The organism is Streptomyces genisteinicus (assembly GCF_014489615.1).
In the GTDB taxonomy this organism is placed as follows: Bacteria; Actinomycetota; Actinomycetes; order Streptomycetales; family Streptomycetaceae; genus Streptomyces; species Streptomyces genisteinicus.
This window is the reverse complement of sequence record NZ_CP060825.1, coordinates 5,231,001-5,254,225: the sequence shown is the minus strand read 5'-3', so window position 1 is coordinate 5,254,225 and position 23,225 is coordinate 5,231,001. Positions and strand designations below refer to the sequence as shown.

The window sequence follows — 23,225 nt, the reverse complement described above, 5'->3', positions numbered from 1 at the left end:
CTCCAGTCCTTCGCAGGGTCACTGCGGGGGGTTGCCGTGCTTGCGGGACGGCAGGTCGGCGTGCTTGGTGCGGAGCATGGCGAGGGACCTGATGAGGACCTCGCGGGTCTCGGCGGGGTCGATGACGTCGTCGACGAGGCCGCGCTCCGCGGCGTAGTAGGGGTGCATCAGCTCGGCCTTGTACTCCTTGACCATGCGGGTGCGCATGGCCTCGGGGTCCTCGGCGTCGGCGATCTGGCGGCGGAAGATGACGTTCGCCGCGCCTTCGGCGCCCATGACGGCGATCTCGTTGGTGGGCCAGGCGTAGGTGAGGTCGGCACCGATGGACTGGGAGTCCATGACGATGTAGGCGCCGCCGTAGGCCTTGCGCAGGATCAGCGAGATCCGGGGCACGGTGGCGTTGCAGTAGGCGTAGAGCAGCTTGGCGCCGTGGCGGATGATGCCGCCGTGCTCCTGGTCCACGCCCGGCAGGAAGCCCGGCACGTCGAGCAGGGTGACGATGGGGATGTTGAAGGCGTCGCACATCTGCACGAAGCGCGCAGCCTTCTCGGACGCCTCGATGTCGAGGACGCCGGCCAGCGACTGCGGCTGGTTGGCGACGATGCCGACGACCTGGCCGTCGAGGCGGGCGAGGGCGCAGATGATGTTGCGCGCCCAGCGCTCGTGGATCTCGAGGTAGTCGCCGTCGTCGACGAGCTCCTCGATGACCTTGTGCATGTCGTAGGGCCGGTTGCCGTCGGCGGGGACCAGGTCGAGGAGGACGTCCGAGCGCCGGTCGGCGGCGTCGTCGCTCTCGGTGGCCGGGGGGTTCTCGCGGTTGTTGGAGGGGAGCATGGACAGGAGGTAGCGGACCTCCGCGATGCAGGTCTCCTCGTCGTCGTACGCGAAGTGCGCGACGCCCGACGTCTCGGCGTGCACGTCCGCGCCGCCCAGCCCGTTCTGCGTGATCTCCTCGCCGGTCACCGCCTTCACCACGTCCGGACCGGTGATGAACATCTGCGAGGTCTCACGGACCATGAACACGAAGTCCGTCAGCGCCGGACTGTAGGCCGCACCACCCGCACACGGGCCCAGCATCACCGAGATCTGCGGGATCACACCCGACGCCCTCGTGTTCCGCTGGAAGATCCCGCCGTACCCGGCCAGAGCGCTCACGCCCTCCTGGATCCGCGCACCCGCACCGTCGTTCAGCGACACCAGCGGAGCACCCGCCGAAATCGCCATGTCCATGATCTTGTGGATCTTCGTCGCATGCGCCTCGCCCAGCGCACCCCCGAAGATCCGGAAATCATGCGCGTACACGAAGACCGTCCGGCCCTCCACCGTCCCCCAGCCGGTCACCACACCGTCCGTGTACGGCCGCTTCGCCTCCAGACCGAACCCCGACGCACGATGCCGCCGCAACTGCTCGACCTCACGGAACGAACCCTCGTCCAGCAGCAGAGCGATCCGCTCACGCGCGGTCAGCTTCCCCTTCGCATGCTGCGCCTCGGTCGCCCGGTCACTCGGGCCACGCTCCGCCTGCTCCCGCAGGGCACGCAGCTCGGCCACCCGGCCATGGGCGTCGGCCGGCTCGCTGCTGGTGGTCTGGTCCAAAACGGTCATGCATCGACCCTAAGGAGCCGACCACTCAAACCGTGCCGTCGACTCCGTACAGTCTCGCGACCGTTCTCCTGTCAGGGCCCGACAGAACCCTTGCGCATGAAGCGCCAACCACCAGCTCACGACCGGCGAGGATTGTGCGAGTCCCACAACACCGGACGATGAGAGGCCGCTCACAGCAGGATGTCACGCGTGGGCCGCCCGGGTTACGGGCTCCTTGCGCGCCCTCGGCCCGCGTGCCGCGGACGGAGGGCGCGCAAGGAGCCCGCTGCGGCGGTTTTCAGCCGCCGCAGGCGAAGCGCGCGGAGCCCCAGTCCGCGTGGTCGTTGCCGTTGCCGTCACCGCCGTCGCCGGCCACCAGCTCCACGTAGTCGGCCCCCGTCACGTCGGCGCTCAGGGACCAGGCGGGATCCGCCGCCCCGAGCACCGGGGACGCCGCCTTCTCGGTGCCGTCCGCCACCACCGAGAAGCGCACGCTCCCCCGGGCCGGCTGGGCCTCGTCCACGCCGACCTCGGCCGTGAAGGACGTGCACCGGCCGTCCAGCCAGTAGCGGATACGGGACGGGGCATGGGTGCCGAGGCCCTTCTCGTACGCCGTCGAACCGATCCGCAGCGGCGGCCCGTCGCCCGGGGCGGTGCCGCCGTTGGACCGGTCGCGTTCGACGGGGCCCCAGCCGCCCGTGGCGGACACCCAGTCGTGATCGCTCGCCCAGGTGTCCGCGGCGGGCGGGGGCGGCAGGGTGCGCACCGGGGCGGCGGCCTCCAGCGTGCGGGCCGCGCCGCCGGCCGTGTACGCGACGGCGGCGCCGATCCGGTGGCTCCGGTAGGGGGCGTCGGCGGGCGGGGTCACCTGCCAGACGGCGGTGACCTCGGCGCCGGGCGCGACGGACGCGAAGGTGACCGGGCCCCGCGGTGCGGCGGTCCAGCCCTCCGGCAGGGTCAGGGCGACGGCGGCGTCGCGCGCCTCGGTGGTCTCGTCGTTGGCGAAGACGGCCCGGACCGTGTTCGGGCGGCCCGGCTCCAGGGTCTCGGCCGCGGTGACGGACAGGGTGCCGCAGGCGGCCTGCTCCGGAGCGGGACCGAGGTCGGTGACGGTGAAGCCGTCCAGCACGAAGTCGGCGCCGGCGGGCGCGTCGGCCCGCTTGCGCAGTCCCGTCCAGGTGTCGCCGCAGCCCGCGGTCACGGTCTGCGCGAAGCGCCCGGTGGTGCGCTGCTCGGGCAGCGGGGTGCGCAGACGCTCCACGGAGCCGCCCGGGGCCCGGTCGTAGCCGGTGACCCACTCGTAGGCGCCCGCGTGGCTCGACTGGTAGTCGTAGGCGATCCGGTAGCTGTGCCCGTTCTCCATGGGCACGGTCCAGGGGGCGGTGCGGTAGACGAGGCCGGCGTTCTCCTCGTGGGACTTGAGGGACTCCCTGCCCGTGATCACGTCGTCCACCGCCTTCCCGTTCCAGCCGGCCTGGGTGTACGGGGCGTGCAGCTGGGCGATGTGGGTGCGGGGGTCGGTGACCCCGCCCGCGTCGCCCTTGAGGAAGGGGCCCCAGCCCTGGTCGACCGCCTCGAAGTCCTCGTGGACCAGGACGCCTTCGGCAGGCTCGGGCGCCCCGGCGACGACGCGCACGTCGTCGACGCGCACCCGGGCCCCGCTCCCCCGGCGCCGCCCCGACGGAGAGCGTCGCGGTGCGCGCGGGCGCGGTGAAGGCCACCGAGGCGCGCTGGAAGCGGGTGCCGTGCCAGTCGGAGGCGGCGATCGTGTTGGGGACCGCGGAGCGCTCCACGGCGACGGACCGCCCGGCCGCGGACAGCGTGGTGCGGCGCGAGCTCCCCGGCTCCACCTCGATCCAGGCGGAGGCGGTGTAGCGCTCGCCGGGGGTCAGCCCGGTGATCCGCTGGGAGACCGAGGCGGCGGCCGTGCCGGTCAGCGCGGCGCTGTTGCGGCCGCGGTCGTCGGTGTCTCGGGTCACGGAGCCGCGGGTGGTCCAGTCGCGGAGCCCGGCGTCGTTGAAGCCGGGGTCGGCGACAGGCCCGCCCTCGCCCCAGCGCGGGTCGCGCGGTTCGGGTGCGCGGGAGGGGTGGAGCACGTACGGCTGACCGGCCTCGGCCGTGAGGGTGATCCGGCCGTCGACGGGGCGAACGGTGCCGGTCCTGACCCGCCCGTTGTCGGTGAGCCGGTGAACGGTGTACGCGCGGTCGCCGTCGACGGCCCAGCTGGTCGTGCCGCCCGCCTTGTTGTAGTGGTACAGCTTCTTCCCGCCGTCCCAGGGCAGCAGGTACCGGTCGCCGTCGAGCACCGTGCGGCCGTCGTCGACGAAGGTGCGCCGACCGTCCTCGACGCTGCCGCGCAGGCCGCCGGTGAAGGCGATGTCGTCGCCGTTCCAGCGGACGATGCGCTCCTGCTGGAGGAACTTGGCGGGCAGGTTGCGCTGCCAGATGTTGTCGTAGAACGCGTTCCAGTCGTTCTCGCCGGTCCAGCCCTCGAAGTCCTCCAGGGCGGTCTGGCCGAGCACCGGGTGGTCGTTCCAGACGTCCTTCTCCCCGTTGCGGATGAAGCGGATGATCTGCGAGTTGAGGCCCTTGTTCGTGGCGCCGCCGTAGTCGAGGTCGTTGGCCCAGTGGGACCAGAGCGAGGCGCGTTCGAACTTGTCGGCCCATTCCGTGCCGACCGTCCAGCCCTGCTTCTGCACGGTCTGGATCGTCTTGTCGGCGATCCAGCCGTGGGTGTAGTAGACGTCGATGTAGAGGAAGTTCAGGTTGCGGTGGGTCTCGTCGCGCAGCTGCTGGAAGCGGCGGGCGAGGCCGCCGCCGCCCAGGTCGCGGCGCTGGTCGATGTAGTAGCTCTGGCCCAGCCAGTTCCAGCCCGGCCTGGTGCGGTCGACGAGCTGCTCGTCGAAGGCGCGGGCCTCCGCGTACGCCTCGGTGGCGTTGACGTGGACGCCGAACTCCGCCCCCCACTTCTCCCCGGCGGCGAGCAGCTTGTTGAGGTCGGCGAGGCCGCCGGCGCGCTTGTTGTAGTCGCCGCCGTAGTCGGGGTGGGCCGAGTCGTGGCCCTCGGAGCCGTAGCCCTTGAGGACGGCGAGCTGGCCGAGTCCGTCGGTGGCCAGCGAGATGCGCTTCACGTCGTCGAGGGTGCGCAGGAAGGGGTGGGTGGCCTGGCTGGCGAAGTTGAACGGGATGTGGGTGACGACCCGGCCGGGGGTGCTCTCGCTGCCGGGCGCGGTGATCTGGATGTCGCGGAAGGCCACCGTGCCGTCCTGCCAGTCCACCCGGCCGTCGCCGTTGGCGTCGGGGGTGACGACCACCTTCGCCCAGGGCAGGGCGTCGCCGGTCTCCGGTGCGGGCGCTCCGTCGCCGCGGTACGTCCACTGGCCGGAGGAGACGCCGACGCGCACCGAACCGTCGTCGGCCTCGCGCGCCTGGTGCCAGAAGCGGGCGTCGTCGCCGCCCGTCGCGCCGGCGGGCCTGTCGTACGACGAGTTGGACTCGACGGCCGCCGCGAGCGAGTCGGTGCTGACGATGGCGTACGAGGCGCCGACGGGCGCGGCGTCGGCCGGGGTGTCCGCGGTGACGCCGGCGAAGACGTCCGCGGTGCGGGTGGAGTCCGGGTCGAGCCGGGTGAAGGCGGTGGCGGCGCCCTGATCGGTGCTGCCGACGGACACCAGGTCGTGGCCCGGCACGTCGATGGTGCCCACCCGGAAGGCCGCGGTGTCCCGGACGGCGGTCACCCGGAACGTCACCGCGCGTCCGGCCACCGAGAGGCCGGCGTCGATCTCCACGCCGGGCAGCCCCTCGAAGGCGAGCGTGTAGTGCGCGGCGGAGCGGGTGGTGCGGGGCGCGGCGGTCGTCCGCACCGGGTACGCCGTGCCGTTCAGGGTCACCTCGGTGACCGGCCGGGTGCTGCCGAGCAGGGTGGCGCCGCTCGCGCGGTCGGTGTAGGCGAGCACCCGCGGGAAGTCGTCGCCGACGCGCACCGAGAGCGCGCCGGAGGTCAGGACGGGACCGGCGCCCGAGGCGCTCACGGCGGCGGGCCCGTCGGTTCGGGCCGTGGCCGGTGAGACGGGCCCGGCCAGGGCGAACACGGCACTGGAAGCGGCGGCGAGCGCGCACGCCGCACGGAATCTGCGAGGCATGGGGACCTGGGTAGTGCCCCGTTTCCGGGGGCGTCAACGACGGCGGGCGTGCGGGGCCCCGGCAGTCCAACAACCGCGTCCGTTCCGTCCAAGTGGCCGCCGCAGACGTCGACTTGTGAAGACAACGAAATTTTGAGAGCGCTCTCAGTCATAACTCTTGACGCGCGCCCCGCCCCTCGCGAGAGTGGGCGCTCCCCACACAACTCCCCCCACAGCACCAGGAGTCGACTCGTGATATCCCGACGTCTCTTCCTCACCGGCGCGGCCGCGACCGCCGGCGCGCTCACCTACCCCGCCTGGGGAAGCGCTCTCAGCCCCACCGCGGCCGCCGCTCCGGCCACCTGCGAGCTGGCGCTGGAGAACCGCTCCCTGCCCGGTACCGTCCACGCGTACGTCACCGGCCACGAGGACGGCACCGGCGACTGGGTCCTGCTGCGCCCGGACGGCGGGGTGTACAAGCCCGCCAGCCCGTCGGCCCCCATGACCCCGCTGGCCGTGGACTGCGCCATCCCGCTGAAGGCGGCCGGCGCCGGGCCGGTGGTCCTCACGCTGCCGCGCATGTTCGGCGCGCGGGTGTACTTCGTGCGCGACGGGAAGCTGGACTTCTTCGTGAACCCCGGACCGTCCCTGGTGGAACCGGCGTTCGCCACGCCCGCGGACGCCAACTACAGCCGTGTCTGGTCGTTCTGCGAGTTCACCTTCAACGCGCAGCAGCTGTTCGCCAACATCAGCTACGTGGACCTGGTCACCGCCCTGCCGATCGGCCTCACCCTCGCCGGGGACGCCACGCACACGGTCGCCCCGCTGCCCGACGGCGCGCTGGAGCGGATCGCCTCCGACCTCGCCGCGCAGGCGGCGCGGGACGGGCAGCCGTGGGACCGGCTGGTCATCCGGAGCGGCGACGGCAAGGTGCTGCGGGCGATCGCGCCGCAGGTGCTCATGGCCCCGTACTTCGACCGGCCCGCGGAGATGCCCTTCCGGGACGCGTTCAGCGGCTACATCGACCAGGTCTGGGAGAAGTACCGCTCGACCGACCTGCGGGTGGACCTCCAGGGCGGACGGGGGGTGCTGACCGGCCGGGTCAGCGGCGACACCCTGACCTTCGCCGGCGGGCACACCTTCCCCAAGCCCGTCTCGCGGGACGTCTTCACCTGCAACCACGGGCCGTTCACCAACAACCCGTCGGACTCGGACGACAAGAAGGCCCTGCTCGCCAGGATCGCGGCCGGCTTCAACCGGAGCACCCTGCTCACCCACCCCGACCAGCCGAACGGGGCGACCGCGGCCGACTACTACCGGGACCCGGCCACCAACCACTGGTCGCGGATCGTCCACGCCAACTCGCCGATCGGCTACGCCTTCCCGTACGACGACGTCCGTCCCGACGGGCAGCCGGACGTCTCGGGCGCGGCGCACGACGGCAACCCCAGGCGCTTCACGGTCAGCGTCGGTTCCTGACCGGGGGCCGGGCGGGGCAGCCCGGCCGCACACGAAGGGCGCCCGTTCCGGGGGGACGGGCGCCCTTCGGCGTGCGTGCGCGGCGGCGCGGTCAGCAGCCGCCGCAGTTGTAGTAGGTCACGTCCCAGTGGTTGCCCTCGTCGGCGTAGATGTTGCCGGAGCCGGACTTCCACTGCGGGGCGCCGTCACCCCGGACGCCGATGTAGGTGAAGGTGTTCTTGATGTAGTTCCCGACGCAGGTGCCCTTGCTGTAGTCGAGCTTGTAGCCGTTCCAGTGCGAGTACGTGCCGCCGGCGTGGCCGGTCTCCGTGCCGCCGGTGATGTTGAGCGCGCAGCCGCTGGCGCTCTTCAGCGTCTGGGCTCCCTGGGCACTGGCGAGGTTGAGCTGGTCGAAGGAGGTGCACGTCGGGTTGTTGCGGTTGGAGCAGCCGCCCGACGACGACCAGGTGATGCCCCGGGAACTGAACATCGAGGTCGCGGTGGCGTGACTGATCTTGGTGGCGGCGTGCGCCTCGGTCGCGGCGCCGAACACGCCGAACCCCGGTGCGAACAGGGCGCCGAGGACGAGCGCGAGCGCGGTGACGGCGGAGCGGAGCCTGGGACCGGCTGCGGTACGGGCTTCCATGGGGGATTCCCTCCTGCTGATGTCCGTGGTGAACCTGTGAGGGGTGGGACGGCGGTGCAGGTGGAGCAGTCAGATGGTGCCCGAGTTCTACGCGCGTCCGCCAGAGGGCGGAAGCACCTCGTCCGACGAATCCCGCCGTCCCTGCCGCAGGAGATGTTGAAAGTTGAACGGAATGGCGTTACAGTCGATTTCGTTGAAGCTTAAACAAGCTTCCTCCGCCCCCGCCGAACTCCCTCGGCGCCCGTCCCCAAGGAGCACGTCATGGGTATCTTCAGCCGCAAGTCCGACACCGACACCGCCACCGCCACCGTGCCCGCGCAGGTCGACCCCGCGCTGGCCGCGCTGACCGGCGAGTACACGATCGACCCCGCCCACAGCAGCATCGGGTTCACCGTGCGCCACGCCATGGTCACCAACGTCCGCGGCACGTTCGGCTCCCACGAGGGCGCCCTGAAGCTGGACGGCTCCCAGCCGGCCAACTCCTCGGCCACGATCGACGTGGACATCGCGTCCGTCGACACCGGCATCGCCGACCGCGACGGCCACCTGCGCAGCGGCGACTTCTTCGACGCCGAGAAGTTCCCGAAGATGACCTTCCGCTCCACCCGTGTCGAGCAGCTCGGCGGCGAGGCGTACCGCGTGACCGGCGACCTGACGATCAAGGACGTCACCCGCCCGCTCGCCATCGACCTGGAGTTCCAGGGCTCGGCCACCGACGTCTACGGCAACGAGCGCGTGGGTTTCGAGGGCGGCACCGAGATCCTGCGTTCCGAGTGGGGTCTGACCTGGAACGCGGCGCTGGAGGCCGGCGGCGTCATGGTCAGCGACAAGGTCAGGCTGACCTTCGACATCTCCGCGATCAAGGCCGCCGCCTGACCCGTCGGCAACGGGCCGCCCGTCCGTGACGGACAGGCGGCCGGCGGCCGGCCGGCGGTCACCCGGTGCACGGACCTCCGTGACCGGCTCCGCGACCGGCCGGCACACACGAGCGCGCCCGCCCTGCCGGTCACCGGCACGGCGGGCGCTCGTGCGTGCGCGGGGGACGCGCCCGGGTCACAGACCCCCGGTGTTCACCAGCCGGTTCGGCGAACCGGCGTCGACCGTCAGCGTGTCCTCGACCGCGGCGGCCAGCAGGCTGCTCTCGATCTCCTCGGCGCCCGCGGCCGGGTTCGCCTGGCGGGCCAGCAGGGCGACACCGGCGACGTGCGGCGCGGCCATCGACGTGCCGTTGTGGGCGACGCTGCCACCGCCCATCCGCGCCGAGACGATCGCGGTGCCCGGGGCGTAGAGCGCCAGGCACTCGCCGTGGTTGGAGAAGGACGCCTCACGGTCCTGGGCGTCGCTCGCCCCGACGGTGAAGGCCCGGGGCGCGGAGGCCGGCGAGACGTCGCAGGCGTCGGCGTCGTCGTTGCCGGCCGCGACCACGGGCACCACCCCGCTCGCGGCGACCCGGTCGAGCGCGTCGTTGACCATGCGCGAGTACGCGCCGCCGAGCGAGGCGTTCATGACGGCGGGCTGATCGGCGTCGAGCGCGATCCAGTCGAGGCCGGCCATGATGCCGGACCAGGTGCCGCTCCCCTCGCAGTCGAGGACCCGGACGCTGACCAGGTCCGCCTGGCGGGCCACCCCGTACGTGGCGCCGCCGACCGTGCCCGCGACATGGGTGCCGTGGCCGTTGCAGTCGGCTCCGGCCCGCCCGTCGCCGACGGCGTCGTAGCCGTACCGCGCCCGGCCGCCGAACTCGCTGTGGCCGTACTCGATACCGGTGTCGAGGATGTACCCGGTGGTTCCCTCGCCCGTGCCGTTGACGGTGAAGTCCTGGTCCAGGGGGAGGTCGGTCTGGTCGATCCGGTCGAGCCCCCAGGAGGCGGCGGGCGCGCGCCCGGCCCGCGGCGCGCCCACGGCGCTGACCACGGCGTCCTGCTCGACGGCGGCCACGCCGGCCGTGGAACGGACCGCGGCCAGCTGCTCGGGGGTCAGCTTGGCGGCGAAGCCGCTGATCACGGACGAGTAGGTGAAGAGGGACGTCAGCCCCATCTCCTTCGCCAGCGTCTCGCCGTCGATCCCGCCGGGGCTGAGCGAGACGATGTACTGGCCCTCGACCGGCGCACTGGACCGGTAGAGAGGCGCCGGAGTGGCCCGGGTGGGGCTCGGATCGGCGTTCGCGGACGCGGTCGTGAGACCGGTGGACAGGATCATCGCGGCAGCGGCCGCGGCACAGGCGCTGAGCCTGGTTCTGTTGCGCATGCGCACGAGACAAGCACGCAGTGCAGGCGAATCCTACTCTCGGTGACTGTTTCGCATCGCGACCCCACGGTTGGTGTACGCAGGCGGTGTACCGCGGGACGGGGCGTCCGCAGACGCCCCGTCCCGCGGTGCGGAGGCCGCCCCCGGGACCGGGGTCAGAATCCGCCGCCGCCGAAGTCCCCGCCCCCGAAACCGCCGCCGCCGAAGTCCCCGCCGCCGAATCCGCCGCCCCCGAAGTCCCCGCCGCCGCCGTCGGAACCGGAGAAGTCGGAACCGGAGTAGTCCCCGCCCCCGTAGTCACCGCCGCCGTAGTCGGCGGCGTAGGCGGGCGTGGCGAGCATGTGGCCCAGCATCGTGCCGACCAGCAGACCCGGCAGCAGCCCGCCGCCGAAGTATCCGCCCGCCCAGGGGCCGTAGGCGGGGCCCGCCTCCCAGTAGGGGCGGCGGCCCGAGTCGGTCTCCACGGTCCGGGCGTCCGGCTCCAGACCGGATGCGACGCGGGCCCTGTCCGCCGCGCAGACCGGAACCTCGCGGGCCGTGCCCTCGGTCGGCGCCCACGACACGTCGGCGACGGACGGGCCGTGCCGCGGATCGAAGAAGCAGGGGGCGCGGCGTTCAGGCACGGGCAGCCCGGAGCGCCGGGCGGCCAGGGACGCCAGGGACCAGCGCCCGTCCTCCAGCGACTCGGTCACCGCCCGCACGTCACCCGGCCGCCCGGCCCGGTCCATCCGGTTCTTGGCGGTGTCGTAGGCGTCGAGCGCGCGCTCGTAGTCCGTGCGCATCGCGTCGTCGGCACCCTTCTCCGAGGGGTGGAAGTCCAGCCTTTCGAGTTCCTCCCCGAAGGCCGTGATGTCCTCGTCGACGACCACCCGCAGCCGTTCGAGGTTGGCCCGGTCCTCGGCCTCCCTGCGGCGGCGCCGCGTCCGGCCGACGGTGAACGCCGTCAGCCCGGCGGCCGCGGCGAGGACGCCGACCGTGATCAGGAAGCCCGTGCCGGACCGCCCGGGGCCGTCGCCGCCGGGAGACCAGGAGGCGGGGGCCGATCCGGAGGTCTGGGGCAGCGCCTGGCCCACGAAGTTGTCGAGCTGGGTAGCGGCGTCGACGGGGCCGCCGCCCTTCACCGAGGCCACGAGGTCGTCCACCGCACGGTTCGGCATCACGGAGGCGTCCGCCGCCGCGTCGAATCCGTCGCCGAGCCGGACGGCGTACAGGCCGGTGATCCCGGTCTGCGCCCGCAGGTCGGCCAGGAGGGTGTCGGGCGGGAAGGCCTCGGTCGCCGGCAGCACGGCGACGAACACGGGCTTGCCGGCCTCCTCGATCTGCGCGGCGAGCGACTGCGCGTCGGCCCGGGAGATCTCGTCGGTCATGGACGGGTGGACGTACACCGGCCCCTGCTTCAGGGCGGCGGCGGCGTCGGACAGTCCCGGGGCCCGGGCGGCGGACGAGGCCGGCGCCAGGGCCAGGAGCAGTGCGATGGTCAGCCCCGCGAGGGCCGACACCAGGGTGAGCGGCCGAATCCTCATACATCGACGCTACCCGAACAGCAACAAAGGGGACAGAAATACCTGGTTCAGGATCTTCTGGCCGGGGGTTCGAGTGGGGGGTTCGAGTGGGGGATCTTCGGACCGGGGGTCCGGAGGTGTGCGGACCGGGGTCGCCGTTCGGGGTGCGGGGCCGGAGGCGGAGCCGGGGCCGGGGCCGGGACGTGCCGCGCGGTGACACCCGGGGGCGTCACCGCGCGGGGCGGGGTCAGGCGGCGCGGTAGGCCGCGGTCAGGCGGGCGACGGCGCCCGTCAGGTCTCCCTTCAGGAGGAGGTGGTCGGCCTCGGCGAAGGGCTTGGCGTTCGCCTCGGTGAGGTCCTGGCCGATGCGCTGCTGCACCAGCAGCCGCGCGGTGCCCGCCAGCTCGTGCGCCTCGGCGGAGCGGGCACGGCCCGCGGCTTCGAGGACCCTGGCCGCGAGGGCGATCGCCTTGAGGGTGAGCTCACCGCCGCCGGGGCTCCGCTTCAGGGTGGTCAGGCCCCAGCCGTACGGGAACTGCGGGTCGTAGGCCCGGTCGCCCACGTTGACGGGCAGCTGTGCCTCGGACTTCGGCCAGGTCACGGGCAGCCGGCCGGTGAAGGGCCGGGCTCCGTAGAGGACGTCGGCGACCCCGTCGCCCTCGGTGCCCGGCAGCCAGGAGGCGACCAGCGCGTCCATGTCGCCGAGGCGGTCGCCGATGAGCTGCGGACGGCCGGACACGACGAGGACGGCGCACCGCATGGCCGCGCAGACGGTGTCCACGGCGGCCTGGTCCGCCGCGGTCAGCTCCAGGTCGTGGCCGTTGCCGACGTCCCCGATGCCCTCGGCGTAGGGGGTCTCGCCGACCACGACCACACCGACGTCGTATCCGTCGGTGCCGGCGGAGGCGTCCTTCGAGTAGTCGATCACGGCGCCGGGCGCGGCCTTGCGCATGCCCTCCAGGATCGTCGTGCCGGTGGTGGTGCGGCCGGAGGCGCCCTGCCAGCTCACGGTCCAGCCGCCGGCCTGGTTGCCGAGGTCGTCCGCGTTCGATCCGGCGACGTACACCTTCTGCGAGGACTTCAGCGGCAGCACGGCGCCGTCGTTCTTCAGCAGCACCTGGGACTTCGCCACGGCCTCACGGGCGACGGCGCGGTGCGCGGGCGAGCCGACGGCGCCGAGGTGGGTGGTGTCGGCGTACGGCTTCTCGAAGAGACCGAGGCGGAACTTCTGGGTCAGGATCCGCGAGACCGCGTCGTCGATCCGCTCGCCGGTGATCCGCCCGGCGGTCACCTCCTCCTGGAGGGTGCGGGTGAACTCCTGGTAGTTCGTCGGCACCATGATCATGTCGAGGCCGGCGTTGACCGAGGTGCGGACGTCGCTCGGGTAGTCGCCGGGGATCTGGTCGATGGCCTGCCAGTCGCTGATGACGAAGCCCTCGAAGCCCATCCGGTCCTTCAGGACGCCGTTGATCATCTCCGCGTGGGCGTGCATCTTGACCGGTCCGGCGTCGTCGCCGATGACGTCCAGCGAGGAGTACGACGGCATCACCGTGCCGGCGCCGCGCCTGACCGCCTCCGCGAACGGCGCCAGGTGCACCGCCTCCAGTTCCTCGCGGGTGACCCGGGTGACGCCCTGGTCGATCGTGTAGGAGCCGGTCGTGGAGGAGCCGAACTCCGTCCCGCCGTCGCCGACGAAGTGCTTGGCGCTGGTGAGCACCTTGTCGTTGCGGTCGAGGTCCCGGCCGTCGGCGGCGCCCTGCATGCCCTGGATGACCGTCTCCATCGCGGTGACCAGGGCGGGGTCCTCGCCGAACGCCTCGTAGGAGCGGCCCCAGCGCTCGTCGCGGGTGACGCACACGCAGGGGGCGAAGTCCCACGGGACGCCGGTGGCGCGCACCTCCTTGGCGGTGACCGCGCCGGTGCGGCGGGCGAGTTCCGGGTCGCGGGCGGCGCCGATGCCGATGTTGTGCGGCATGATCGTCGAGCCGACGACGTTGTTGTGCCCGTGGACGGCGTCCACTCCGTAGATCAGCGGGATCTGGAAGCGGGTGGCCTGCGCGCGCAGCTGGTACGCGTCGACCATTTTCGCCCACGCCTCGGGGGTGTTCGGACTGGGCACCGAGCCGCCGCCGGAGAGCAGCGAGCCGAGCTCGTAGGCGGCGATGTCGCCCGGTGAGCGCAGGGCGTTGCGCTCGGCCTGGGTCATCTGGCCGGCCTTCTCCGCGAGGGACATCCGGGAGAGCAGGTCGGCGACCCGCCGGTGCACCGGGAGCTTCGCGTCGAGGTACGGCAGCCCGTGGGCGTCGACGACGATCCGCGGGTTCTCGGCGGGGGGCTTGGCGCCCGCGACGGTCAGGGTGAGCGGCACGGTCTCGGCCGCCTCGGCCGTGCGGTCCTTGCGCGTGGACACGGACACGGTGCGGGTGGCGCCGGAAGGGGTGCCCGCGGGGAAGGTGTGGGCGCCGGAGACCGGGGTGTAGTCGGTGCCGGGTTCGGCGCTGCCGCTGCCGGTCGTCCACTCGACGGTGACGGGCTCGTCGAGGGGCACCGACCCGGTGGTGGCGACGGAGATCGCGACGCGGGCGGTGCCGCCCTCGTCGACGGGGTACACGGCGGCGTCGGTCAGCACCTTGGCCTTGAGGGCGGGGTCGGCCTTCCCGTACAGCTCCATGCCGTCGACGGCGAAGGAGCCGGGGGCGCCCGGCGGCAGGGTGAGCGCCCAGCCCCACATCCGGTCCAGGCCGAGTATCTGGTCGATCCCGCCGACGGGCTGGTAGTCGGCCCGGTAGACGAAGTCGGCGAACGGGATCTCGACGAGGTGCCAGCCCTCCCAGTCGTCGGTGAAGGAGGTCGTCCACAGCTCGGACGCGCCTCCGTGGGCGCCGCCGTCCTTGATCTCGAAGTTGATCCGCTTGCCCGAACCGGGCGGCAGGGGCGCGGTGTTCTGCCCGTACCACCAGAAGCGGACGCCCTTGGACGCCGTCCAGTCGCGCGGTGTGCTGTCGACGGCGTACTCGTGGCTGAGGCCGCCCCAGCCGCTGATGTCGTAGTCGCCCTCCAGGACCTTCTCGCCCTCGGGCGCGTCGTCCCGCGCGGAGAACCGCAGCCGCGGCCGGTCGTCCTCGTCGCTGCCCCAGGTGAAGATCCCGTCGGCGGGCGGTTCCGCGAGGGGGACCTCGCCCTCGAAGCGGTCGACGGGAACGGGTGCGGGCTCGTCGCCGGGGGCCGCGGCGCTGGGCAGGGCGCCCGCGAGCAGTGAGCCGAGCACGGCGGTCGCGGCCACCAGTGCGGTGACACCGGTGCGGGACCGGCTGCGACCGCGGGTGCGCGGCCAGGGGGACGGCAGGGGCATTGCGGCTCCTTCGGGTGCGGGGGGTGGCGCTCGGGCAGGCGCCGTCGCCCGGCGTGAGCCGGGGGGCGGCGCTGTTCGGGGGTGGAGCGGGGCCGGCCGGCTCAGGGCGCGGAGCCGCGGACGACCAGTTCGGTGGGGAGCACGAGGGGGCCGGCGGGCGGGTCCCCGCCGGCCAGCCGGTCGAGCAGCAGACGCGCCGCCGACTCCCCCATGGCCCGCATCGGCTGCCGCACGGTGGTCAGCGGCGGCTCGGTGTGCCGGGCCATCGGGATGTCGTCGAAGCCGATGACGGCGACGTCGCCGGGGACCCGCAGTCCTGCGGCGCGCAGGGCGCGGATCGCGCCGGCGGCCATCAGGTCGTTGTGCGCGAAGACGGAGTCGATCCGCGTCCCGCCCGCGAGGACCCGCTCGACGGCGGCCCGGCCCGACTCCTCGGTGAAGTCGCCCTCGGCGATCAGGCCGGCGGGCAGGACGCCGAGGAAGCCGTCGAGCCGGTCGCGTACGCAGCCGAAGGCGGTGGGACCCGTCACCACCAGCGGGCGGCCGCGCCCGGAGGCCGCGAGGTGGCGGGCGGCCGAGGCGCCGCCGGCGCGGTCGGTGGTGCCGACGGAGGGGAGGTCGGGGTGGTGGCCGCGGTCGTCGACGAGGACGACGGGCAGACCGCGCCGGTACATGGCGGTGATGGTGTCGAGGGTGCCCTCGGGCTCGACGACCAGCAGCCCGTCGAAGGCGCGGGCGGAGACCTGGCCGGTGAAGTGGGCGATGGACTCGGCGCCCCGGTTGCAGGTGTAGAGCAGCAGGCCGTATCCGGCGGCCTCGACGGTGTCCACGACGCCCTGGAGCACCTCGCCCATCCACGGCCAGGTGAGCGGGGGCGTGAGCATGGCGACCGTGCGGCTGCGGCCCCGGGCGAGTCCGACGGCTCCGGAGCTGGGGACGTAGGCGAGCGCGTCGATCACTTCACGAACACGGGCGGCGGTCGCGGCGTCGACCTCGGCACGGTCGTTGAGCACCCGGGAGACGGTCGTCTTGCTGACCCTCGCCTCCCGTGCGACATCGGCGATCGTGACACGCATCGGGCGCCTCCGCGTCGAGTCCCGCACCGGGTCCCGGAACCGGTTCCGGCGGTGGTGCGGCGAGTCAACAGCCCACCCCTGTTGGCGTCAAGACTTCACACCGAGAACGGCTGTTTCCCAACAGGATTGCCGTGAAGGGGCGTTGTCCGTTCGGAAAGTGAATGCACGTGGGTTGACGGAGTCCCGGCCGCGGAGTTGACTCGGTCCCCTGCCGGCCCGCCATGGAACTTCCTGGAACTTCCTGGGGGCGGGCGTGCGCGGGAGGCTCACCCGGCGCCGCGGCGAGCGGAGACGGGAGCCCGGCGCTCGGCGCCGCGGCGAGCGGAGACGGGAGCCCGGCGCTCGGCGCCGCGGCGAGCGGAGACGGGAGCCCGGCGCTCGGCGCCGCGGCGAGCGGAGACGGGAGCCCGGCGCCGAGGAGCGGCGCCCGGCGGGCCGGGACCGGCGTCCCGCCGGTGCCGGCCCCGGGAGTCCGTCCGCTACTCGGTGGGCTCCACGCCCGCGCGGAGCAGGCCGTAGGTGTACGCGTCCTCCAGGGCCTGCCAGGAGGCGGCGATGATGTTGTCGGCGACGCCGACCGTGGACCAGTCCCCCGTGCCGTCGCCGGTCGAGATCAGCACCCGGGTCGTGGACCCGGTGCCGTGCCCGCCCTCCAGGATGCGCACCTTGTAGTCGATCAGCTCCAGCTTGGCGAGCTGCGGGTAGATCTTCTCCAGTCCGACGCGCAGCGCCTGGTCCAGGGCGTTGACGGGGCCGTTGCCCTCGGCCGCGGCGAGGATGCGCTCGCCCTTGGCCCACAGCTTGACGACGGCCTCGTTGGCGTGGGTGCCGTCGGGGCGGTCCTCGACGATGACCCGCCAGGACTCGGTGCGGAAGTAGCGCCGGGCGCGGCCCTCCGCCTCCGCGCGCAGCAGGAGTTCGAAGGAGGCGTCGGCGGCCTCGTACGTGTAGCCCTTGAGTTCGCGTTCCTTCACGCGCTCGACGACCCGGCCGACCAGCTCCCGGTCGCCGCCGAGGTCGATGCCGAGCTCCTTGCCCTTGAGCTCGATCGAGGCGCGGCCGGCCATGTCGGAGACGAGCATGCGCATGGTGTTGCCGACCAGCTCGGGGTCGATGTGCTGGTACAGGTCGGGGTCGACCTTGATCGCGGACGCGTGGAGGCCGGCCTTGTGCGCGAAGGCGGAAACACCCACATAGGGCTGGTGGGTGGAGGGCGTCAGATTGACGACCTCGGCGATCGCGTGCGAGACCCTGGTCATGTCGGCGAGCGAGCCGTCGGGGAGCACCCGGCGGCCGTACTTGAGCTCCAGCGCGGCGACGACCGGGAAGAGGTTGGCGTTCCCGACGCGCTCGCCGTAGCCGTTGGCGGTGCACTGGACGTGGGTGGCGCCGGCGTCGACGGCGGCGAGGGTGTTGGCGACGGCGCAGCCCGTGTCGTCCTGGGCGTGGATGCCGAGCCGGGCCCCGGTGTCCGCGATCACCGTGGCGACGACGGCCTGGATCTGGGCGGGCAGCATCCCGCCGTTGGTGTCGCAGAGGACGACGACGTCGGCGCCCGCCTCGTACGCGGCGCTGACCACGGCCTTGGCGTAGCCGGGGTTGGCCTTGTAGCCGTCGAAGAAGTGCTCGCAGTCGACGAAGACCCGCCGGCCCTGCTCGCGCAGGTGGGAGACGGTGTCGCGGACCATCTCCAGGTTCTCGTCGAGGGTCGTGCGCAGGGCGAGTTCGACATGCCGGTCGTGGGACTTGGCGACCAGGGTGATCACCGGAGCACCGGAGTCGAGGAGCGCCTTGACCTGCGGGTCCTCCGCGGCCTTGCCACCGGCCCTGCGGGTGGCGCCGAAGGCCACGAGCTGGGCGTTGCGGAAGGTGATCTCGCGCTGGGCGCGGGCGAAGAACTCGGTGTCCCGGGGGTTGGCGCCGGGCCAGCCGCCCTCGATGAAGCCCACGCCGAAGTCGTCCAGGTGCCGGGCGATGGTCAGCTTGTCCGCGACGGTGAGATTGATGCCCTCGCGCTGAGCGCCGTCGCGCAGGGTCGTGTCGAAGACGTGGAAGCTGTCGTCGACCTGCGTGTCCTGGCCGTTGGTGGTCATGCTGTCCTGACTCCTGTCGGATGAGTGGCTCCGGAATGTCTGGCTCCACTTGCCCCCATCATCGCGCGCGGCTCGCCTGCGGCCGCGGGTGAGGCCGTAAAACGAAAAAACCCCTCGCGGGTGCGAGAGGTCTGCGCGCGGGTCTGGGGCACGGTGCCGCCGTCCGCGGGGGTGATGCCACGGGTTCAGCGGTCACTGCGGACCGGCGCGCTGCTGCCGATAATCATGGCGAACGAGAGCACGGGGGCAGTGTGCCACAGGGTGCGGGCGCCCCGGCCGGGGGTCTCACGATGCGGGCGCGGAGCTCCGGCCCCGGGGGCTTCGGGGCGGGGCGCCTCTTCAGCCCGTGCGGGGCTCGGGCACGGGGCCCGTCCGGGGGCTGGGGTGCGGGCAGGCTCCCCCGCCCGCCGGGGAGCGGGCGGCTCTTGAGCCCGTCCGCGGGCTGGGGTGCGGGCAGGCTCTTCAGCCCGTCCGGGCTCGGGTGCGGGCAGTCTCCCCCGCCCGCCGGGGAGCGGGCAGCCTCTTCAGCCCGTCCGGCGATTGAGGACACCGTGCGCAGCGCGGTGCTGCGACCACCGGGGGTCAGCGGGGCGATGCGCGGCGGACCGAAACGGTGGGGTGGGTGCCACAGGCCCGGCCCCAGCCGCGGGCCGGTGGACGCGGCACGGCCTGCGGCCGTGTCCTCAAACGCCGGACGGGCTGGAATGGGAACGCCGCACGAGCGGCAGAGACCAGGCAGGCGGAGGCCGAGCCGCCGGCCGCGTCCTCACGCTGCGGGATGGCTGAAAAGCAACGTCTCCGTGATGAAGTCGGCGACGTGGGAGAGGACCTGGGGGCGGCCGGTGCCCGGTATCCCCAACGCGACGTGGACGCTGAAGCCGTCCAGCAGGGCCCGCAGCCGCGCCGCGGAGCGCGCCGGGTCCACCGGCCGGAACTCGCCGCGGGAGATGCCCTCGGCGAGCAGCGCGACCAGGTCCCGGTGCCAGGCGCCCTCGATCGCGGCCTGGCGGGCGCGGGCGTCGTCACCGGCGTTCTGCGAGCGGTTCCACACCTCCAGCCAGAGCGTCCAGTGCGGGTCGCGCGGGCCCTCGGGGAGGTAGAGGTCCACGTACGCGTCCAGGCGCTCCCGCGCCGTCCCCCCGCGCGAGAGCAGCGCCCCGCGCGCGGCCCCGAGACGGCCCTCGCTCCACTCCAGCGTCTGGAGCAGCAGCTCGTCCTTGGTGCGGAAGTAGTAGAGGAGGTGGCCGCTGCTCATGCCGACCTCGCGCCCCAGCCCGGCCATCGTCAGCCCGTCGAGCCCGCGCTCGGCGATGGTCTCCATGGCCGCGGCGAGCAGTTCCTCGCGCGGCGGCGCCGCGTTGCGGCGGCGGGACGGGGCGGGGGTCATGCGGCGGCTGCCGTGTGCGTGGCGTTCACCCGTACGTTCTACCCGATCAGCCGCGCACGGCCGGCTGCTGCTGGGTGATGCAGTGGATGCCGCCGCCGCCCGCGAAGATGGCGCGCGCGTCGACGAGCGTGACCGTGCGGCCGGGGTACAGGCGGCGGAAGACGCCGGCCGCGAGCTCGTCGCGCGGGTCGTCGAAGGCGCACAGCACCACGCCGCCGTTGCAGACGTAGTGGTTGATGTACGAGTAGTCGGCCCACTGGCCGTCCTCGTCGCGCAGCACGGTCGGTGCGGGCACCTCGACGACCTCGAGGCGGCGGCCCCGGGCGTCGGTGGCGGCCCGCAGCAGGGCGGCGTTGGCCTTGCCGACCTCGTGGTCGGGGTGGGCCGGGTCGGGCTGGGTGTGGCAGACGACGACGCCGGGGCCGGCGAACGCGGCGACGATGTCGACGTGGCCGCGGGTGCCGTATCTGCCGTAGTCGCCGGTGAGCCCGCGCGGCAGCCAGATCGCCTTGGTGGTGCCGAGGCGCGCGTGGATCTCCTTCTCCACGTCCTCGCGGCTCCAGCCGGGGTTGCGCTCCGGTCCGAGCTGGACGGTGTCGGTGAGCAGGACGGTGCCCTCGCCGTCGACGTGGATGCCGCCGCCCTCGTTGACGAGCGGCGACGGGTGGACGGGTACACCGGCGAGGCCGGCGACATGGCGGGCGATCAGGGCGTCGTGGTCCCAGCGGGCCCAGTCGGCGGCGCCCCAGCCGTTGAAGACCCAGTCGACGGCGGCCAGCCGGGAGCCGTCGGTCACGAAGGTGGGGCCGATGTCGCGCATCCAGGCGTCGTCGAGGTCGTGCTCGACGACGTCGACGCCGGGGCCGAGGAGGGCGCGGGCGCTCGCCGACTGCCCCCGTCCGGCGACGACGGTCACCGGTTCGAAGCGGCGCACGGCGCGGGCGACCGAGGCCCAGGCGGTGCGGGCCTCCGCCAGTTCGGCGTCGTCGGCGAAGGTCGGGTTGGGGCCGGGCCAGGCCATCCAGGTGCGTTCGTGGGGGGCCCACTCGGCGGGCATGCGGAAGGTCACGGCGACGGCTCCTAGAGGAAGTAGAGGCGGTTGAGCGAGACGGAATCGGCGGGGCGGGAGCGCAGCGGCGCCCCGTCCAGGGTGACCAGTCCGGTGCGGCCGTCCACCTCGACGTCCCCCGTGCGGGAGTTGAGCAGCAGGTCGCGCGGGCCGATGCCGCGGGTGTGGCGCACGGCGACCCGGCGGCGGCGGGTGGGCATCCGGTCGGAGCCCAGGTCCACGGCGGCGCGGGCGACGAAGGCGACGGAGATGTCCGCCGGGGTCGCCCCGTACGCGCCGAACTGCGGTCCGAGCACGAGGGGTTCGCAGGTGTCGGTGGCCGCGTTCGGATCGCCGGTCACTCCGTACGCGGGGAAGCCGGACTTGAGCACGAGTTGCGGCTTGGCACCGAAGAACTCCGGTCGCCAGAGCACGATGTCGGCCATCTTGCCGACCTCGATGGAGCCGATCTCGTGGGCGAGGCCGTGGGCGACGGCCGGGTTGACCGTCAGCTTGGCGAGGTAGCGCAGGACGCGGGCGTTGTCGTCGTGCTCGCCGTCGCCGGGCAGCGGGCCGAGTTCGGCCTTCATCTTGCCCGCCATGGCGAAGGTGCGGCGCACGGTCTCCCCCGCGCGCCCCATGCCCTGGGCGTCGGAGGAGGTGATGCCGATGGCGCCGAGGTCGTGCAGCACGTCCTCGGCGCCCATGGTCCCCTCCCGGATGCGGTCGCGGGCCATGGCCGCGTCGCCGGGCAGGTCGGTCTTGAGCTGGTGGACGGAGACGATCATGCCGTAGTGCTCGGCCACGGCGTCCCGGCCGAAGGGCAGGGTGGGGTTGGTGGAGGAGCCGATGACGTTCGGCACACCGGCCATCTTGAGGACGTTGGGGACGTGGCCGCCGCCGCAGCCCTCGATGTGGAAGGCGTGGATGGTGCGCCCGTCGAGGACGCTCAGGGTGTCCTCGACCGAGAGGCACTCGTTGAGTCCGTCGCTGTGCAGGGCGACCTGGACGTCGTGTTCGTCGGCGACCCGCAGGGCGGTGTCCAGCGCCCTGGTGTGCGCGCCCATGTCCTCGTGGACCTTGAACCCGGACGCGCCGCCCTCCGCCAGCGCCTCGACGAGAGGTGCCGGGTCGGACGACGAACCGCGGGCGAGGAAGCCGATGTTGACCGGCCAGGCGTCGAACGCGCCGAAGGCGTGGCGCAGCGCCCAGGGCGAGTTGACGCCCACGCCCCAGACCGGGCCGAACTCCTGGCCGATGACGGTGGTCACGCCGGAGGCCAGGGACGCCTCCATGATCCGCGGCGAGAGCAGGTGCACATGCGTGTCGACGGCGCCCGCCGTGGCGATCAGGCCCTCGCCGGACACGATCGACGTGCCGGTACCGACGACGACGTCGACACCGTCGAGGGTGTCCGGGTTGCCGGCCCGCCCGATGGCGTGGATGCGGCCCTCGCGGATGCCGACGGAGACCTTGCGGATGCCCAGCACCGCGTCGATCACCAGGACGTTGCTGATCACGACGTCGCAGGTCTCCCGGACGGCGGCGGCCTTCAGATGGAGGCCGTCGCGCGCGGTCTTGCCGAAGCCCGCGAGGAACTCGTCGCCGGGCCGCTGGCTGTCGGACTCGACGCGCACCACGAGGCCGGAGTCCCCGAGGACGACCCGGTCGCCCGCCCGGGGGCCGTGCACGGAGGCGTACTCGTAGGCGTCGGTCCGGCGGGGGGCGGGGCGGGAGTGGTCGTGGTGGCGGGTGGGCCTGCTCATGGTGCCGTTCCTTCCGTGCCGCGCGCGCCGCCCGTGCCCTGCGCGGCGTCGGCGCTGTCGCCGCCGCCCGCGCCCAGGTATCCGCAGGCGGCGGCCCTGCGCAGGGCCTCCGCCTTCGCTCCCGGGGCGTCCAGCGGGCCGTCGACGAGGCCGGCGAAGCCGATGGCGACGCGGTCGCCGCCGATGGGCAGCAGACCGACCTGCTCGGTGGCGCCCGGATCGAAGCGCACGGACGAACCGGCGGGCACTGCGGGCCGCATGCCGTAGGCGGCGGCCCGGTCGAAGTCGAGCCGCGGGTTGGCCTCGAAGAAGTGGAAGTGCGAGGTGACGCTGACGGGCACGGTCGCGGTGTTGCGGACGGTCAGCGTGAGGGCGGGGCCGGGTTCGTCGTACCCGGGTCCGGGGAGCAGGGCGCCGGGGGCGCGGTCGCCGGAGCCGCCGCCGATGGGGTCGGCGACCACCGCGAGCCGGGAGCCGTCGTCGAACACGGCCTCGACGTGCACCTCGGTGACGATGTCGGCGACACCCGGCAGCACGTCGTCGGGGCCGAGGACGGCGCGGGCCGCCTCGATCGCCTCGGCGAGCCTCCGGCCGTCCCGGGCCGCCTCGCACACGGTGTCCGCGACGAGCGCGGTGGCCTCGGGGACGTTGAGCCGCAGCCCGCGGGCGCGACGCGCCCTGGCGAGCTCGGCGGCACCGAACAGCAGCAGCCGGTCCCGCTCGGTCGGGGTCAGTCTCACTGGGCACCTCCATGTTCGAGCGCCACTCTAACAAGAGACGTCAAGGGATGTCCGTGACACGCAGGAAGCGAGGCGAAGAAGCCATCGTTGGCGGCTTCCACTTAGAGCAACACTCGAACACTGGCTCCACTCGGCCCCGAAACGCCGCCGGCCCCGTGTCCTGCGGGTGCAGGACACGGGGCCGGGGGGGGAGCGCTCGCGCGCC

The 23,225-nt window shown here is 73.3% G+C and carries 13 protein-coding genes and 1 pseudogene; 2 read left to right on the top strand and 12 right to left on the bottom strand.

The features are described from left to right. Positions 1–18: 18 nt before the first annotated feature. A complete protein-coding gene (locus IAG43_RS22855) occupies positions 19–1,605 on the bottom strand; it encodes an acyl-CoA carboxylase subunit beta (protein ID WP_187742569.1) in 1,587 nt (528 codons plus the stop codon). Between the two features lie 277 nt (positions 1,606–1,882). Continuing rightward, positions 1,883–5,726: pseudogene (locus IAG43_RS22850) on the bottom strand (endo-alpha-N-acetylgalactosaminidase family protein). 231 nt (positions 5,727–5,957) lie between these two features. On the opposite strand from IAG43_RS22850, the gene IAG43_RS22845 reads away from it, so the two are divergent. Further along, positions 5,958–7,184, top strand: a complete 1,227-nt coding sequence (locus IAG43_RS22845; RefSeq protein WP_187742568.1) for a glycoside hydrolase family 64 protein — start codon at positions 5,958–5,960, stop codon at positions 7,182–7,184. A 91-nt stretch (positions 7,185–7,275) separates the two neighbouring features. On the opposite strand, the gene IAG43_RS22840 is transcribed toward IAG43_RS22845, so the two are convergent. Next, positions 7,276–7,809: a hypothetical protein gene (locus IAG43_RS22840; RefSeq protein WP_187742567.1), complete on the bottom strand. Its 534-nt coding sequence runs from the start codon at positions 7,807–7,809 to the stop codon at positions 7,276–7,278. Between the two features lie 261 nt (positions 7,810–8,070). Between IAG43_RS22840 and IAG43_RS22835 the strand changes: the two genes are divergently transcribed. Continuing rightward, positions 8,071–8,685, top strand: a complete 615-nt coding sequence (locus IAG43_RS22835; RefSeq protein ID WP_187742566.1) for a YceI family protein — start codon at positions 8,071–8,073, stop codon at positions 8,683–8,685. A gap of 177 nt (positions 8,686–8,862) precedes the next feature. On the opposite strand, the gene IAG43_RS22830 is transcribed toward IAG43_RS22835, so the two are convergent. The 9 genes from IAG43_RS22830 to ureA form a co-directional block, all read right to left on the bottom strand. After that, positions 8,863–10,056, bottom strand: coding sequence for a S8 family peptidase (locus IAG43_RS22830; protein WP_187742565.1), 1,194 nt, complete (start codon positions 10,054–10,056; stop codon positions 8,863–8,865). A 155-nt stretch (positions 10,057–10,211) separates the two neighbouring features. Beyond that, positions 10,212–11,579, bottom strand: a complete 1,368-nt coding sequence (locus IAG43_RS22825; RefSeq protein ID WP_187742564.1) for a hypothetical protein — start codon at positions 11,577–11,579, stop codon at positions 10,212–10,214. A 226-nt stretch (positions 11,580–11,805) separates the two neighbouring features. Continuing rightward, positions 11,806–14,910, bottom strand: coding sequence for a glycoside hydrolase family 3 N-terminal domain-containing protein (locus IAG43_RS22820; protein ID WP_187742563.1), 3,105 nt, complete (start codon positions 14,908–14,910; stop codon positions 11,806–11,808). A 101-nt stretch (positions 14,911–15,011) separates the two neighbouring features. Further along, positions 15,012–15,986: a LacI family DNA-binding transcriptional regulator gene (locus tag IAG43_RS22815; RefSeq protein WP_187742562.1), complete on the bottom strand. Its 975-nt coding sequence runs from the start codon at positions 15,984–15,986 to the stop codon at positions 15,012–15,014. 479 nt (positions 15,987–16,465) lie between these two features. Further along, positions 16,466–18,079, bottom strand: coding sequence for a citramalate synthase (cimA, locus tag IAG43_RS22810; protein ID WP_187742561.1), 1,614 nt, complete (start codon positions 18,077–18,079; stop codon positions 16,466–16,468). Positions 18,080–18,845: 766 nt separating this feature from the next. Then, complete coding sequence (locus tag IAG43_RS22805; protein ID WP_187742560.1) at positions 18,846–19,466, bottom strand: TetR/AcrR family transcriptional regulator; 621 nt, start codon at positions 19,464–19,466, stop codon at positions 18,846–18,848. 46 nt (positions 19,467–19,512) lie between these two features. Next, positions 19,513–20,535 (bottom strand): agmatine deiminase family protein, encoded by a 1,023-nt coding sequence (locus IAG43_RS22800; RefSeq protein WP_187742559.1) that lies wholly within the window; start codon positions 20,533–20,535, stop codon positions 19,513–19,515. An 11-nt stretch (positions 20,536–20,546) separates the two neighbouring features. Further along, a complete protein-coding gene (locus IAG43_RS22795; RefSeq protein WP_187742558.1) occupies positions 20,547–22,280 on the bottom strand; it encodes an urease subunit alpha in 1,734 nt (577 codons plus the stop codon). Then, positions 22,277–23,020 (bottom strand): urease subunit gamma, encoded by a 744-nt coding sequence (gene ureA, locus IAG43_RS22790; protein WP_187742557.1) that lies wholly within the window; start codon positions 23,018–23,020, stop codon positions 22,277–22,279. The genes IAG43_RS22795 and ureA overlap by 4 nt, the downstream gene beginning before the upstream one ends. Positions 23,021–23,225: the final 205 nt, after the last annotated feature.

Coding starts and splice junctions, on each gene's coding strand:
- IAG43_RS22855 (WP_187742569.1), bottom strand. CDS start 1,605: ATGACCGTTTTGGACCAGACCACCAGCAGCGAGCCGGCCGACGCCCAT.
- IAG43_RS22840 (WP_187742567.1), bottom strand. CDS start 7,809: ATGGAAGCCCGTACCGCAGCCGGTCCCAGGCTCCGCTCCGCCGTCACC.
- IAG43_RS22835 (WP_187742566.1), top strand. CDS start 8,071: ATGGGTATCTTCAGCCGCAAGTCCGACACCGACACCGCCACCGCCACC.
- IAG43_RS22830 (WP_187742565.1), bottom strand. CDS start 10,056: ATGCGCAACAGAACCAGGCTCAGCGCCTGTGCCGCGGCCGCTGCCGCG.
- IAG43_RS22825 (WP_187742564.1), bottom strand. CDS start 11,579: ATGAGGATTCGGCCGCTCACCCTGGTGTCGGCCCTCGCGGGGCTGACC.
- IAG43_RS22820 (WP_187742563.1), bottom strand. CDS start 14,910: ATGCCCCTGCCGTCCCCCTGGCCGCGCACCCGCGGTCGCAGCCGGTCC.
- IAG43_RS22815 (WP_187742562.1), bottom strand. CDS start 15,986: ATGCGTGTCACGATCGCCGATGTCGCACGGGAGGCGAGGGTCAGCAAG.
- cimA (WP_187742561.1), bottom strand. CDS start 18,079: ATGACCACCAACGGCCAGGACACGCAGGTCGACGACAGCTTCCACGTC.
- IAG43_RS22805 (WP_187742560.1), bottom strand. CDS start 19,466: ATGACCCCCGCCCCGTCCCGCCGCCGCAACGCGGCGCCGCCGCGCGAG.
- IAG43_RS22795 (WP_187742558.1), bottom strand. CDS start 22,280: ATGAGCAGGCCCACCCGCCACCACGACCACTCCCGCCCCGCCCCCCGC.